Origin of the sequence: Pilibacter termitis, assembly GCF_900167335.1 — a bacterium.
Classification (GTDB): Bacteria; Bacillota; Bacilli; order Lactobacillales; family Streptococcaceae; genus Pilibacter; species Pilibacter termitis.
In genome coordinates, this window is sequence record NZ_FUXI01000006.1 from 74,250 (window position 1) to 87,905 (window position 13,656).

Here is a 13,656-nt window from a genome sequence, read left to right on the forward strand (position 1 = left end):
CATTAGAAAGCGAGGAGGAAAAAATGATTTATACCGTAACTTTAAACCCTTCTATTGACTATATCATGCGACCGAAAACGGTTGAAAAAGGAGAAGTCAATCGTTCGCAAGAGGAGGAAACTTTTGCAGGAGGAAAAGGAATCAATGTGAGTCGTGTGCTGAAAAGGCTTGGCTCAAAAAGCGTTGCCTTAGGTTTTCTTGGCGGATTTACAGGTGAGTTTATCGAAAAAAGTCTAAAAAATGAGCAGATTCTTTGTGATTTTACACAGGTAAAAGAAGATACCCGCATTAATGTGAAAATAAAAGCAAACGAAGAAACTGAAATCAATGGAAGTGGACCGAATGTGACAAAAAGTGAGCTTTTGACTTTTTTGTCCAAATTGGATGAGTTAAATGAACGTGATGTTGTCGTTTTGGCAGGGAGCGTGCCGAAAAATATGAGTGCGACCATTTACAAAAAAATGATTGAAAAAATCAAGGAACGACGAGCAAATTTTGTCTTAGATACCGAAGGCGAGGTGCTTTTGCAAAGCCTAGCAAGTGAACCGCTTCTCGTTAAACCGAATAAATCGGAACTTGAGGGAATGTTTGGCATAAGGCTTTCGACAAAGGAAGAAATTATCAAAAGTGGGCAAGAACTTTTGCAACGTGGAGCGAAAAATGTGATTGTTTCTATGGCAGGTGACGGAGCGTTTTTAATTACGCAAGAGGGAGTGTACTTTGCTCCAGCGATAAAAGGGGCGGTAAAAAATTCTGTTGGTGCGGGAGATTCTATGGTGGCAGGTTTCTTGTCTGAAATCACACAAGGAAAAACGGTATTGGAAGCATTTGAAATGGGTGTGGCAAGTGGCACGGCGACAGCTTTTTCAGATGATTTGGCAGAAAAAGCCTATGTTTTAGAAAAAAAATCAGAAGTAGCGATTGAAAAAATAATTTAGCAGAAAAGAGGAAATGAACATGAATATCAAAGATTTATTGGCAAAAGAAGTCATGATTTTAGATTTGCAAGCGGCAGATAAACGCTCAGCAATTGACGAAATGGTAGAACAGCTGAAAAATAAAGGGAAAATTACAGATGTAGAAACATTTAAAGCGGGAATTTTGGCAAGGGAGGAGCAGACAACAACAGGATTAGGTGACGGAATTGCGATGCCTCATGCGAAAAATGCAGCAGTAAAAGAGGCGACTATTTTGTTTGCAAAATCAAAAAATGGCGTAAATTACGAGGCATTAGATGGTTTACCTGTTCACTTATTTTTCATGATTGCTGCACCGGAAAATGCCAATGATACTCACTTGCAAGCACTCGCAGAACTTTCACAATTTTTGATGAGAGAAGGATTTATTGAACAATTGAAAAACGTGCAAACAGAGGACGAAGTTTTGGCATTGTTTTCAAGAGAAAAAAATGAAGCAGAGCCAGCTCAAGTAATTCAAGGAGCGAAAAATATCGTTGCCGTAACGGCTTGTACGACAGGAATTGCCCACACGTATATGGCAGAAGAGGCGTTGAAGAAAAAAGCGAGCGAACTTGGGATAAATATCAAAGTGGAGACAAATGGTGCCAGTGGTGTTGGCAATCGTTTAACCGCTCAAGATATTCAGCAAGCAGACGCAGTGATTATTGCAGCGGATAAGGCGGTGGAAATGAACCGTTTTGACGGCAAACCATTGATTAATCGCCCTGTTGCGATGGGGATTCGTAATGCAGAAGAGTTAATTCAAAGTTCTTTCACTTCTCCAATTTATCATGCGAGTGAAACAACGCAGAGTGAAGTGGTAGACGGTGAGGGAATTGGCAAACAGATTTACAAACATTTGATGAGTGGTGTTTCTACAATGTTGCCGTTTGTAATCGGTGGAGGAATTGCCATTGCTCTTGCATTCTTGATTGACCAAATGCTTGGTGTGCCGAAAGATTCGCTTTCAAGTCTTGGGAGCTATCATGAAATAGCGGCATATTTCAAAAATATCGGTGGCGGTGCTTTTGGCTTTATGTTGCCAGTCTTAGCAGGTTTCATTGCGAACTCTATCGCTGAAAAACCGGGAATGGTAGCAGGATTTGTGGCAGGTGGCATGGCGAGTAGTGGACTTGCTTTTGGAAAATTAGACCCTGACAAAATGATTCCGTCAGGTTTCTTGGGAGCATTGGTTGGTGGATTTCTAGCAGGTCTAGTAGTGCTTTTGCTTAAGAAAATTTTTGCAGGATTACCAAAGGCTTTAGAGGGGATTAAATCAATTTTGATTTATCCATTACTTGCAGTACTTTTGACAGGATTTTTGATGTTATTTATCAACATTCCAATGGCTAGTATCAATACTGCGTTGAACAATTTCTTGTCTAGCTTATCTGGTACAAGTGCGGTGCTTTTAGGCTTGCTTGTCGGAGGCATGATGGCAATTGACATGGGTGGACCAATTAATAAAGCGGCATACGTGTTTGGTACAGGAACACTAGCGGCAACAGTAGCGACAGGCGGAAGTGAAGTCATGGCATCCGTTATGGCAGGAGGCATGGTTCCTCCGTTAGCGGTCTTTATTGCGACACTTTTGTTTAAAAATAAATTTAGCAAAGAAGAACGTAATTCTGGTTTGACCAATATTGTCATGGGGCTTTCATTTATTACCGAGGGTGCGATTCCGTTTGCGGCAAACGATCCTTTGCGTGCTATTCCGTCATTTATGGTGGGAAGTGCCATATCTGGTGGACTTGTTGGACTTTTCGGTATCAAATTAATGGCACCACACGGGGGAATTTTCGTTATCGCTCTAACAAGTAGTCCAGTTCTCTACCTATTGTTCATCTTTATAGGAGCAATGATTTCTGGCGTGCTGTTCGGTGTTTTAAAACGGGGGAAAAACTAAGGAGATAGGCAAAAAAGAACCTTTCGCTTCACTCAAATGTAGTTTTGGGTGAAGTGGGGGAGAGTTGATTTAGAGGTTCTCTTCAGTTTAATTCAAAAAAACACTTGCATTTTTCCATAAAATATTTTATTGTAGGGTATATATAATTGAAACACGTTGAGAGAAAAAAGCATTTTGTCTTGTTGAAGAAAGCTCTTGGTTGATGAGAAAGGGTACAAAAGAAGTGCGGACACATTCTGGAGTGTTTTTCTGAATGAGTATTTACAGTAGGAAAAAACGTTGGCGACGTTATAGCTGAGATTTATGCTTGCAAGTTTAAGCGTAAATTACAGAGGTTAAAGTTGCGAGACTTTGATAAATCTGAGGTGGTACCACGTTAAAACGTCCTCTAGCATTGAATTGCTAGGGGCTTTTTTGTCAAAAGAGTGGTGGAAACTGAGGGTTGAAATTTTCTAAAAATAACGAAAAAACTTTAAAGAAAGTAGGAAAGATGAATGATTGGACTGAAAAAAATTACACCTTATGTGGCAGGAGAACAGCCGAAATTGTCAAAAATGATAAAAATTAATACCAATGAAAATGCCTTTCCTCCTTCGCCGAAAGTATTGGCAACGCTCAAGGAATTTGACGGCGATCAATTACGTCTTTATTCTTCGCTTGAAAATGAAAACTTAACTTCTGCTTTATCGAAAAAACTAGGGATTTCATCAGATTGTATTACAACGGGTAATGGAAGTGATGATGTGTTGGCATTGGCATTTCAAAGTTTTTTTAATTCTGAGTATCCAGTTGTTTTTCCTGATATAACCTACGGTTTTTATACGGTTTGGTGTGAGTTGTTTGATATTCCGTATATGGAAATTCCTTTGGATGACGATTTTCATCCTGATTTTACGAAAATTCCTGAGAAAATTGGTGGGATTGTATTGGCAAACCCGAATGCTCCGACAGGTATTGTCCAACCATTATCAAAAATAGAGGAATTATTACAATGTCATCCGAATGTTGTCGTGATTGTGGACGAGGCATATATTGAGTTTGGTGGAAAAAGTGCAGTAGCGTTGTTGGATAAATATGAAAATCTCTACATTACTCGCACGTTTTCAAAAGATGCCTCTCTTGCAGGTTTGCGAGTGGGTTATGGAGTTGGGAATAAGCGACTGACAGAAGTGATAAAAGCAGTGAAAAATGCGTACAATCCGTATTCTGTTGACCAATTAGCAGAGGCTTTGGCACTTGCTGCAACACAAGACAGTGATTATTACCGAGAAATGAATGGAAAAATTATCGAGACAAGAGAATGGTTGAGCAAAGAGGTCACGCGTATCGGTTTTAATGTGTTGCCAAGTGCGACTAACTTTATCTTGGCGGAACATGAGCGTGTTCCTGCGGGTGAAATTTTTGATTTCTTGAGGGAAAACCATGTATTTGTTCGTTATTTCCCAAACAAAGAGAGGATTGCCAATTTCCTTAGAATCTCCATTGGAACGAGAGAGGAAATGGAAGTGGTGTTGAAATTATTGAGTGAATTTGTAAAAAAAATAGAAATACAGGAGCAATAAATATGAGGAAAAAACAATTACCCGCAGGGGTGCAAGATAAATTATTTCGCAGAGCAAATGGTGTGTATCAGCTAGAGGCACAGATGAATGAGCTGTTGCGTGTGCGAGGTTTTCAGCGAATTGAAACGCCAACGATTGAGTTTGCAGAAGTGTTTGAAGATGAACAAAATCAAGATAGTCTGTATCGTTTCTTCGATCATCAAGGGCGAATGTTGACACTTCGACCAGATATGACACTTCCTGTCGGACGTGTGGTGGCGTCAACGAAAATTGATTTGCCGTTGAAATTGCTTTATAGTGGCAAAGTTTTTCGTTATCATGATGAGATGAAAGGTTTGCAAAATGAAATTACACAAGTAGGGATTGAAATTATCGGTTTTCCGTCAGCCAAAGCTGAAATAGAGGCGATTTTGACGGCTGAATATGTTTTGCGAAAACTAGAGGTGCCAAACTTTCATTTGGAGCTTGGTCATGCGAGTATTTTCAAAAAAATCATTGATGAGCTTTCGCTAGGGGAACAGAAAGCGGAGGAATTAAAAGGTTTATTGTTAAGCAAAAATATCACGGAGCTTTTTGCCTTCACTCAAGAATTTCCAAGTGATTTATCCAAATTTATCGCAGAAATTCCGTTATTGTTTGGCGATGTTAAAAACGTGATTGACAAGGCAAAACACTTACTTCCAGAAAATCATCCCATTATGGAGGATTTGTATGAAATTGAACAATTATTTCTGCTTTTCCCAAGTAAAACACAGGAGATTTTGCGAGTTGATTTAGGAATGATTGGGGTAATGGATTACTATACCGGCATTATGTTTGCTGGTTTCAGCGAGGGGATTCCAGAGAATTTCCTAAATGGCGGGAGATACGACTATTTGTTTAAACGTTTTGAGATGAGTTCAACGACTTCGGTAGGTTGGGCAATGAATTTGGAGCTAGTGTTTGATTTACTTTACAAAACGCAAAATAATCAGCGAAAAAATAAAATTTTGGTGCATTTTGAAACCGAAGAAATCGCTCAGGTGACGGATTTAGTCAATGCGGAAACGGAATTGTCTTTGTTTGCCAATTTGTCCGAAACACTTGATTATGCGAAAAAATGGGGATATAGAGAAGTTTGGTATTTTAAAAATGGAGAGTTCAACAAGCAGGAGGTGGAAACGGATGAATAAGCCAATTACGATTGCGTTAACCAAAGGGAGATTGGAAAAAGATACACTGAAATTGCTGGCGAAAATGGGGCTTGATATGGATTTTATGAAAGAAAAAAATCGAAAATTGATTTTTGAAAGTCCAGACGGAAAACTTCGATTTTTGCTCGTCAAGGCACCAGATGTTACGACATATGTACGGCATGGTGTAGCAGACTTAGGCGTGGTGGGGAAAGATGTTTTGCTAGAACATCCTTACGGCTATTATGAAATGCTAGATTTGAATATCGGTGTTTGCAAGTTTTCCGTAGCCTCCACTGCAGACTATCAACCCAAAGATCACAAGCGAAAACGCATTGCTACTAAATATCCAACGGTTGCAAGTAGTTATTTTAACTCGAAAAATGAAGATGTGGAAATCATCAAAATTGAAGGCTCTGTCGAAATTTCGCCTGTCTTGCATTTAGCAGATGCGATTGTGGATATTGTAGAAACGGGAAACACCTTGCGTGAAAATGGCTTGGAAGTATTCGAGGACATCTGCCGAATTTCAGCAAGATTAATAGCCAACAAAGCAGCAATAAAAAGCAACCCAGAAATTGTAACATTTATCCAAGAACTAGAGAAAATTGTAGCGAACAAAGGAGGGAGAGTTTTTGATGAAACGATTAACAGGTAGTGTCGAGGAAATTGCCGACATTTTAAAACGAGAACAAATGGAACTGAATACAAGTCAAGTAGAGGTTGAAAATGCTGTAAGTGAAATTATCGAGACGGTGAAAACTCTTGGTGATAAGGCATTAATTGATTACACAGAGAAATTTGACGGTGTCGTGTTAAAAGAATTGCAAGTAGGGAGATTAGCAATTGACCATGCGTATAAAGAAATTGAGCTAGAAGTGCTAGTTTCGCTCAAACAAGCAAAAGAGAATATCATCTCTTACCACGAAAAACAAAAAGAACTTGGGTTTGCCGATTTTCAAGGAGAAGGGATTCTTCGTGGGCAGATGATTGTGCCACTCGAGCGTGTGGGCATTTATGTTCCGGGAGGCACGGCTGCCTATCCGTCTAGCGTTTTGATGAATGCTCTCCCTGCGAAAATTGCAGGTGTGGAGGAAATCATTATGATTACGCCACCGCCAAAAGACAATGTGTTCAATTCTGCAATTTTGGTAGCCGCCGATTTGGCAGGGGTAGATAAAATTTTCCAAATTGGTGGGGCTCACGGCATTGCTGCTCTGGCTTACGGCACGCAAATGATACCGAGAGTAGATAAAATTGTAGGTCCGGGAAATATTTTTGTGGCGACAGCGAAAAAACAAGTTTTTGGGCAAGTAGGAATTGATATGATTGCAGGTCCCTCAGAAGTAGGTGTGCTGGCAGATGAAAGTGCAAATCCTAGATTTATCGCTGCTGATTTATTGTCGCAAGCAGAGCATGATGTCTTGGCAAGAGCAATTTTGGTGACCAACTCGGAAGAATTAGCCACAGAAGTTGACCAAGAGCTAGAGAGACAACTGCGTGAATTGCCACGTGAGGAAATCGCTAGAGCATCCATTGAAAACAATGGTCGCACGATTATCACAGACACGATAGAGCATATGTTTGAATTGATGAACAAAGTTGCTCCAGAGCATTTGGAAGTACAATTGGAAGATTCGATAAAATATTTGAGCAAAATAAAAAATGCAGGCAGTGTATTTTTGGGAAATTACACGAGTGAGCCTGTTGGGGATTATTTTGCAGGAGCCAATCATGTCTTGCCAACAGGCAGCACGGCAAGATTTTCTTCGGCTTTGGGTGTACATGACTTTGTCAAACGGATACAATATACTTATTACGACAAAAAAGCACTCAAAAATTCACAGCGTGCCATTACAGCTTTGGCACGAAAAGAAGGGCTAGAAGCACACGCTCGTGCGATTGACGTGAGATTTGAGGCATAAGAAGAGAGGAATGGGAAAAATGAAATTAAAGCTACAAAACGTAAACAAATCATTTGATGAAAAGCAACTTTTTAGGGACGCAAGTTTTACCTTTGAAACAGGGAAAATTTACGGGTTGCTTGGGCGAAATGGTGCAGGGAAAACAACGCTATTCAATTGTATTGCACAAAATTTGACACTCGATAGTGGGAGTATCTCGATTATTGATGATAAGGGTGTGGAAAATGCAATGTATGACAATACAGAAATTGGCTTTGTGATGACGGATACAAACTTGCCAGACTTCATGACAGGAATTGAATTTGTCCGATTTGTAATGGATTTGAACAAACATCGCTTGACGACAACACTTTCTGCTAGTGAAAATTTATCAAAATATGGCATTAAAGAAAGCGACCAACACATTTTATTGCGTGATTATTCACATGGGATGAAAAATAAAGTCCAAATGCTCGTGACAGAAATTACAAACGCACCGATTTACTTGCTAGACGAGCCATTGACGAGTTTTGACCCTGTTGCAGCTTATGAGGTGAAAGAGCGAATACGTGAATTGAAAAACAATGCAATTGTGATTTTCTCAACGCATATTTTGGAACTTGCACAAGAATTATGTGATGAAATTATCCTTTTGCACGACAAACACTTTGAAATCCTAGAAAAAGAAAAACTTCAATCCGAAGACTTTGAAAAGGAAATCGTCAAGATTTTGAGTGGAGGCGAGTAAAATGAAAGGTTATCTTAATTTTTTCTTGAAAGTCACTCAAATTCAAGCAACGACATTTTTAAATGGACTTTGGTTTTGGCTAAGACGTGTGCCTTTGATAGGAAAGAGCATTTCGCCAAAATTTTATGCAGCATATGATTTAAAAACGGGACTTACAGTGATTTTGAAATGGCTCAAGTTGCCAGTAATAGTGTTTAATAAATCACTTCAAGTGCTGGTTACATGGGGCGTTTCAGCTATCGTCTATAATGTGGTTACTATCGTCCGCAATATGGATAAAGAGACAAACGACTCATTTCAGTTTGCTGCACCAGAAATTTTTCATTGGACAATAACGATTTTTTTCTTATTTTGTCTATTTTGGCAAATGGATTTTATCGTTGCGTCAAATGGGAAAATGTTCAAAAACATTGATTTTGCCAAACGTTACCGCCTGTCTTATCAAGAGACACTTGTGAAATTTTATCGCATGGATTTAGTGACGAGCTCACTTGCCTATGTGTTGCCATTTTTGATTTTAGGCTTGGGGTATCGCCATGTTTTTGTGGCAATCGTTGTGCCAATTGTCCTTCGCCTGCTCTTGCTAAACTTGAGCATGATCTTAGTAGCTCAGCATTTTTGGATAAAAGTGATTGACTTTCTTCACGGAAAATTTATGCGTTGGATTTTCACAGGGGCATTAACAATGCTTTATTTCGCAATCACTGTGTATTGTACGGTAGTTGTCTCTATGCAATGGACAGGTGTGCTTACATGGATTTCCTTGGTTTTAGCGATTCTAACTTCTTTTAAGGCAACGAAACTAGGATTTACGAATGAATTTATCGAAAGAATTTTCATCAAAAAAGCCTACACTGAGGAAGTATTTGCCAAATTGGGAAATCAAAACATGGGGTTTACGGCTGCTGAAAAATCAAGCCAAAAAATTGAAGCGACAAATGAACAAGAAATTTTCGAGCGTTATAGCGGAGGGCAATTGCTCAATCACTTGCTTTTCAAACGCTATTCGAAAATTTTCAAAAAGAAATTGTTTTACCGTTTAGCTGCGTTAGTCGCTCTTTTTCTCGTAGTGATTGTGGGTTACCTTTACCTAAAATTTACTCATGCAACGGGTGCAGTTACTGTAAGCGAAAAAGACGTATATGTGTTTTTGCCAAGTCTATTCGTTGTGCTATATCTAACAAGTTTATCCAAGGAAATCGTGAGTATTTACTATTTAAGATGTGACAAAGCGATGCTCAACTATCCATTTTATCGCACGAAACAAGCGATTTTACAGAGTTTTGCTGATCGATTGAAACAATCGTTTATTTTGAACACACCGATTGTTTTAGGATTGTTGATTAATATATTCACGATCATTTTCCTCTTTGGAAAACAAATTTCTATGGGGGGATTGGCATTAATTCTCTTTTATGGGGTTGCAGTTAATCTGCTATTCTCGTTTCATGAGCTGTTTTTATACTATATTTTACAGCCATTTGACAAAGAAGGACTGTCGAAAAATCCAATATTTTCGTTTATCAACGGTGCTTTTTATTTATTTTGTATTCAAAACTACAATTTTCAAACATTGTTCAGCAACAAAGTTCTCTATGTAGCAGTCGTCTCGATTGTCATCGTACTTTATGTAATTGTAGGTTTCATCACCGTACAAAAAAAAGCCCCACAAACATTTAGGCTAAAATAAAAGCGGAGAGGGGCGTTTTGAAGTTTGTGGCAGTGAGCCGTGCCGTTTATCTACTCGAAACGCAGTTTCGAGCGGCACTGCGAACAGCCACCAAACTTCAGCCCCTCGCAGCTAGATAAAATAAAAGCGGAGCGGGGCGTTCTGGAGTCTGCAACAGCGAACTATGTCGTTCATTTACTTGAAGCGAAGCTTCAAGCGACATTGAGAGCAGTTGCCAGACTCCAGCCCCTCGTAGCTAGATAAAATAAAAGCGGAGCGGGGCGTTTTGAAGTTTGCAACAGTGAGCCGTGTCGTTTATTTACTGCTACACTTTGTTTCGCATACAGTCTTTCTAAGAATCAAAGATTCTTGAAAGACTAGCATCGCAACGCAAGTTGCGAGCGACACAGCGAACAGTTGCCAAACTTCAGCCCCTCGTAGCTAGATAAAATAAAAGCGAGAGGGGCGTTTTGAAGTCTGTGGCAGTGAGCCGTGCCGTTTACTTGCTCCGAAACGCAAGTTTCGAGCGGCACAGCGAACAGTTGCCAAACTCCAGCCCCTCACAACTAAGCAAAGGAGCAAGAATGAGAAGAGTTGACCGAGAACTTTCACTTGATGAGACGATTAAAGTGATTGAAAATCAAGAATATGGTGTGCTTTCTACCATTGGTGAAAATGGCTATCCTTATGGGATTCCGTTGAATTATGCTTATATTGACGGAGCGATTTATATTCATGGTGCTAGAAGCGGGCATAAAATAGAAAATTTTTCATTTTGTGAAAAAGTGTCTTTTACAGTTGTAGGCGACACAGAAGTTCTCCCAGAAAAATTTGGCACAAACTATGAAAGTGCCATTTGTTTCGGGAAAATTTCCGAGGCAGTCGATAGCGAAAAAGAAAAAGCTCTTTACAGTTTGATTGAAAAATATTCTGCCGATTATTTGGCAGAGGGCAGAGAATACCTTGCCAAAATGACGAAAGCCACCCGAGTGTTTAAGATTTCAATTGAGAGCATAAGCGGGAAAGCGAAGAGAAAATAACGGAGGAAATCAAATGAGAAATGCAACAATCAAAAGAGATACGTTTGAAACAAAAATTAGCCTGAAAGTGAATTTAGATGAACAGTCACCTGTTGAAATCAATACAGGTGTGGGCTTTTTCGACCATATGCTGACATTGTTCGCCGTTCACTCGAGGATTTCGCTCGTAGTTGAAGTTGACGGAGATTTGCACGTGGATAGCCACCATACTGTTGAAGATGTGGGCATTGCATTAGGTCAGGCGATTCGTGAGTCGCTTGGTGAGAAAATTGGCATTAACCGCTACGGAACAAGTTTTGTGCCAATGGACGAAACACTTGGAATGGCAAGTTTGGATTTGTCAGGTAGAAGTTATTTAGTGTTTGATGCAACATTTGACAATCCAAAACTCGGAGCATTTGACACCGAGTTAGCCGAAGAATTTTTCCAAGCACTTGCTTTTAATTTGCAAATGAATTTACATTTGAAAATTTTGCATGGAAAAAATACACATCATAAAATTGAAAGTTTGTTTAAAGCGACAGGACGTGCATTACGTGAGGCAATTACAATAAATCCTGAAATTAAAGGAGTAAATTCGACAAAAGGGGTGCTGTAAATGATTGCAATTATTGACTACGACACAGGAAACACCAAAAATGTTGCCAAAGCTCTGCACGCAATCGGTGTGGAAAATGTGTTGACAAGTGACGCTGAAGTGATAAGAAATGCGGACGGCTTGATTTTGCCGGGAGTAGGAGCTTTTCCTCTTGCAATGGAAGAACTTCGCAAGCGAAATCTTATTGACGTGCTAAAAGAAGAAGTCGCAAATGGAAAACCACTTTTAGGTGTTTGTCTAGGAATGCAGCTACTTTTGGAGGGGTCTTACGAGCATAGTTATACCGAAGGACTCGGTTTTATCAAAGGGAAATGCCGTGCGATTCCAGACAAAGAAGGGTTTCCTGTGCCACATATGGGCTGGAATGAACTCATCATAACGAACAAAAGCCCCTTAACTGAAAATTTGGAAAGCAAATATGTCTATTTCGTTCACTCCTACTATGCAGATTGTGAAAAAGAATACATCAATGCCGTAGCGAATTACTCGATACCCGTCCCTGCCATGATTCGCAACGGGAATGTCTATGGAGCACAATTTCACCCAGAAAAATCAAGTACGGTAGGATTAGGGATTTTGAAAAAATTCAAGGAGGTAGTGTACGCATGAATATTTTGCCAGCAATTGATTTAAAAGATTCTCAGGCGGTTCGTCTGTTTCAGGGAGATTTCGCTCAAAAAACGATTGTCAATGCCACACCTCTTGCCCAAGCACGTGAATTTGCTGAAGGTGGCATGAAATACTTGCACGTGGTAGACCTAGACGGAGCGTTAGAAGCTCGTGCAGTTCATGCACCGCTCATTGCCAAAATCAAGCAAGAGAATCCCCGACTTTTTGTCGAAGTCGGCGGAGGGATTCGGAGCATGGAGCAAGTGGAAGATTACCTTAATCAAGGAATTGACCGCATTATTATCGGCTCAGCAGCTCTCACAAACCCAGAGTTTGTCAAGCAAGCAGTTGAGAAATTCGGCGAAAAAATTGCGGTTGGGATTGACGCAAAAGACGAAAAAGTCGCAATTTCTGGCTGGCTAGAAGTCGCAGAAACCGATTATATTACGTTTGCCAAGGAAATGGTGAAACTTGGCGTGCAAACGATTATTTACACGGATATTTCAAAAGACGGTACTCTTGCAGGTCCTAGCGTTGCTCATTATGAAAAACTCACTTCCGCCCTTCCAACAACGAAAATTATCGCAAGCGGTGGTGTTAGCTCGGTGGAAGATTTAAGAGAATTAATGAAAACAGGTGTAGACGGGGCAATTGTTGGTAAGGCATTTTACAGTGGAAAAATTGGACTTGAGGAAATGAGGGAAATCCAAGGAGGGCAATCATGTTAGCAAAAAGAATTATTCCCTGCTTAGACGTGACGAATGGTCGAGTGGTGAAAGGAATTAATTTTGTAGATTTAACAGATGTAGGTGACCCTGTCGAAGTCGCTCGTGTGTATAATGAACAAGGAGCAGATGAATTAGTTTTCCTCGACATTACAGCGACAAGCGACAACCGAGAAACAATGGTTGACATGGTGGAAAGAACCGCTCGTGAGGTGTTTATCCCCTTTACCATTGGCGGAGGGATTCGCAATACAGACGATATGCAGGCAATGCTAAAAGCTGGAGCAGATAAAATTTCTATCAACTCAGCAGCAGTTGCTCGTCCTGAATTAATCAGCGAAGGTGCGGAAAAGTTTGGCAGGCAGTGTATCGTAGTGGCAATTGATGCCAAAAGGAATGGAAATTCGTGGAACGTCTACGTTGCAGGTGGTAGACGAGATACGGGGCTTGATGCGATTGAATGGGCGAAAAAAGCAGTTGCTTTAGGTGCAGGTGAAATTTTATTGACCAGCATGGATGCGGACGGCACAAAGGACGGATACGACATTGAATTACTCCAAGCCATTTGCAATGCCGTTAGCGTGCCAGTGATTGCCAGTGGTGGAGCGGGTAATTCAGAGCATATCATCGAAGTTTTTGAGCAAACAGGAGCAACCGCCGCCCTTGCCGCCAGTATTTTCCACTACGGCGAAGTACCAATTCCGCAAGTAAAACAGGAGTTGAAAGAGCATGGGATTGCGGTAAGGATTTGATAATATGGAGAA

At 40.2% G+C, this 13,656-nt stretch carries 13 protein-coding genes and 1 other annotated feature; all 13 genes read left to right on the forward strand.

Annotated elements, in window-relative coordinates:
• Positions 1-23 precede the first annotated feature (23 nt).
• Positions 24-938: a 1-phosphofructokinase gene (pfkB, locus tag B5D30_RS03705; RefSeq protein WP_078806699.1), complete on the forward strand. Its 915-nt coding sequence runs from the start codon at positions 24-26 to the stop codon at positions 936-938.
• Between the two features lie 19 nt (positions 939-957).
• Positions 958-2,865: a PTS fructose transporter subunit IIABC gene (locus B5D30_RS03710; protein WP_078806700.1), complete on the forward strand. Its 1,908-nt coding sequence runs from the start codon at positions 958-960 to the stop codon at positions 2,863-2,865.
• A 147-nt stretch (positions 2,866-3,012) separates the two neighbouring features.
• Positions 3,013-3,257, forward strand: a binding site (T-box leader).
• Between the two features lie 102 nt (positions 3,258-3,359).
• Positions 3,360-4,427 (forward strand): histidinol-phosphate transaminase, encoded by a 1,068-nt coding sequence (gene hisC, locus B5D30_RS03715; RefSeq protein WP_078806701.1) that lies wholly within the window; start codon positions 3,360-3,362, stop codon positions 4,425-4,427.
• Positions 4,428-4,429: 2 nt separating this feature from the next.
• The gene (locus B5D30_RS03720; RefSeq protein WP_078806702.1) at positions 4,430-5,599 is read left to right on the forward strand and encodes an ATP phosphoribosyltransferase regulatory subunit; all 1,170 of its coding nucleotides are present in this window, start codon (positions 4,430-4,432) and stop codon (positions 5,597-5,599) included.
• Positions 5,592-6,257 carry an ATP phosphoribosyltransferase gene (hisG, locus tag B5D30_RS03725; RefSeq protein ID WP_078806703.1) on the forward strand — a complete coding sequence of 222 codons (666 nt, stop codon included), beginning with the start codon at positions 5,592-5,594 and terminating at the stop codon, positions 6,255-6,257. Before B5D30_RS03720 ends, hisG begins: the two co-directional genes overlap by 8 nt.
• On the forward strand, positions 6,238-7,524 hold the full coding sequence (gene hisD / locus B5D30_RS03730) for a histidinol dehydrogenase (RefSeq protein ID WP_078806704.1): 1,287 nt from the start codon (positions 6,238-6,240) through the stop codon (positions 7,522-7,524). The genes hisG and hisD overlap by 20 nt, the downstream gene beginning before the upstream one ends.
• 19 nt (positions 7,525-7,543) lie before the next feature.
• Positions 7,544-8,251: an ABC transporter ATP-binding protein gene (locus tag B5D30_RS03735; protein WP_078806705.1), complete on the forward strand. Its 708-nt coding sequence runs from the start codon at positions 7,544-7,546 to the stop codon at positions 8,249-8,251.
• Position 8,252: 1 nt separating this feature from the next.
• On the forward strand, positions 8,253-9,941 hold the full coding sequence (locus B5D30_RS03740; RefSeq protein WP_078806706.1) for a hypothetical protein: 1,689 nt from the start codon (positions 8,253-8,255) through the stop codon (positions 9,939-9,941).
• A 458-nt stretch (positions 9,942-10,399) separates the two neighbouring features.
• A complete protein-coding gene (locus B5D30_RS03745) occupies positions 10,400-10,960 on the forward strand; it encodes a pyridoxamine 5'-phosphate oxidase family protein (protein WP_234984617.1) in 561 nt (186 codons plus the stop codon).
• Between the two features lie 13 nt (positions 10,961-10,973).
• Positions 10,974-11,558 carry an imidazoleglycerol-phosphate dehydratase HisB gene (gene hisB, locus B5D30_RS03750; RefSeq protein ID WP_078806708.1) on the forward strand — a complete coding sequence of 195 codons (585 nt, stop codon included), beginning with the start codon at positions 10,974-10,976 and terminating at the stop codon, positions 11,556-11,558.
• Positions 11,559-12,167: an imidazole glycerol phosphate synthase subunit HisH gene (hisH, locus tag B5D30_RS03755; RefSeq protein WP_078806709.1), complete on the forward strand. Its 609-nt coding sequence runs from the start codon at positions 11,559-11,561 to the stop codon at positions 12,165-12,167.
• Positions 12,164-12,895, forward strand: a complete 732-nt coding sequence (gene hisA / locus B5D30_RS03760; RefSeq protein ID WP_078806710.1) for a 1-(5-phosphoribosyl)-5-[(5-phosphoribosylamino)methylideneamino]imidazole-4-carboxamide isomerase — start codon at positions 12,164-12,166, stop codon at positions 12,893-12,895. Before hisH ends, hisA begins: the two co-directional genes overlap by 4 nt.
• Positions 12,889-13,644 (forward strand): imidazole glycerol phosphate synthase subunit HisF, encoded by a 756-nt coding sequence (hisF, locus tag B5D30_RS03765; protein WP_078806711.1) that lies wholly within the window; start codon positions 12,889-12,891, stop codon positions 13,642-13,644. Before hisA ends, hisF begins: the two co-directional genes overlap by 7 nt.
• Positions 13,645-13,656: the final 12 nt, after the last annotated feature.

Excerpts from the sequence above, each read along its gene's own strand:
- hisG (WP_078806703.1), top strand. The coding sequence starts at position 5,592 with ATGAATAAGCCAATTACGATTGCGTTAACCAAAGGGAGATTGGAAAAA.
- B5D30_RS03710 (WP_078806700.1), top strand. The coding sequence starts at position 958 with ATGAATATCAAAGATTTATTGGCAAAAGAAGTCATGATTTTAGATTTG.
- hisC (WP_078806701.1), top strand. The coding sequence starts at position 3,360 with ATGATTGGACTGAAAAAAATTACACCTTATGTGGCAGGAGAACAGCCG.
- B5D30_RS03735 (WP_078806705.1), top strand. The coding sequence starts at position 7,544 with ATGAAATTAAAGCTACAAAACGTAAACAAATCATTTGATGAAAAGCAA.
- hisB (WP_078806708.1), top strand. The coding sequence starts at position 10,974 with ATGAGAAATGCAACAATCAAAAGAGATACGTTTGAAACAAAAATTAGC.
- hisH (WP_078806709.1), top strand. The coding sequence starts at position 11,559 with ATGATTGCAATTATTGACTACGACACAGGAAACACCAAAAATGTTGCC.
- pfkB (WP_078806699.1), top strand. The coding sequence starts at position 24 with ATGATTTATACCGTAACTTTAAACCCTTCTATTGACTATATCATGCGA.
- hisA (WP_078806710.1), top strand. The coding sequence starts at position 12,164 with ATGAATATTTTGCCAGCAATTGATTTAAAAGATTCTCAGGCGGTTCGT.
- hisD (WP_078806704.1), top strand. The coding sequence starts at position 6,238 with ATGAAACGATTAACAGGTAGTGTCGAGGAAATTGCCGACATTTTAAAA.
- hisF (WP_078806711.1), top strand. The coding sequence starts at position 12,889 with ATGTTAGCAAAAAGAATTATTCCCTGCTTAGACGTGACGAATGGTCGA.
- B5D30_RS03720 (WP_078806702.1), top strand. The coding sequence starts at position 4,430 with ATGAGGAAAAAACAATTACCCGCAGGGGTGCAAGATAAATTATTTCGC.
- B5D30_RS03740 (WP_078806706.1), top strand. The coding sequence starts at position 8,253 with ATGAAAGGTTATCTTAATTTTTTCTTGAAAGTCACTCAAATTCAAGCA.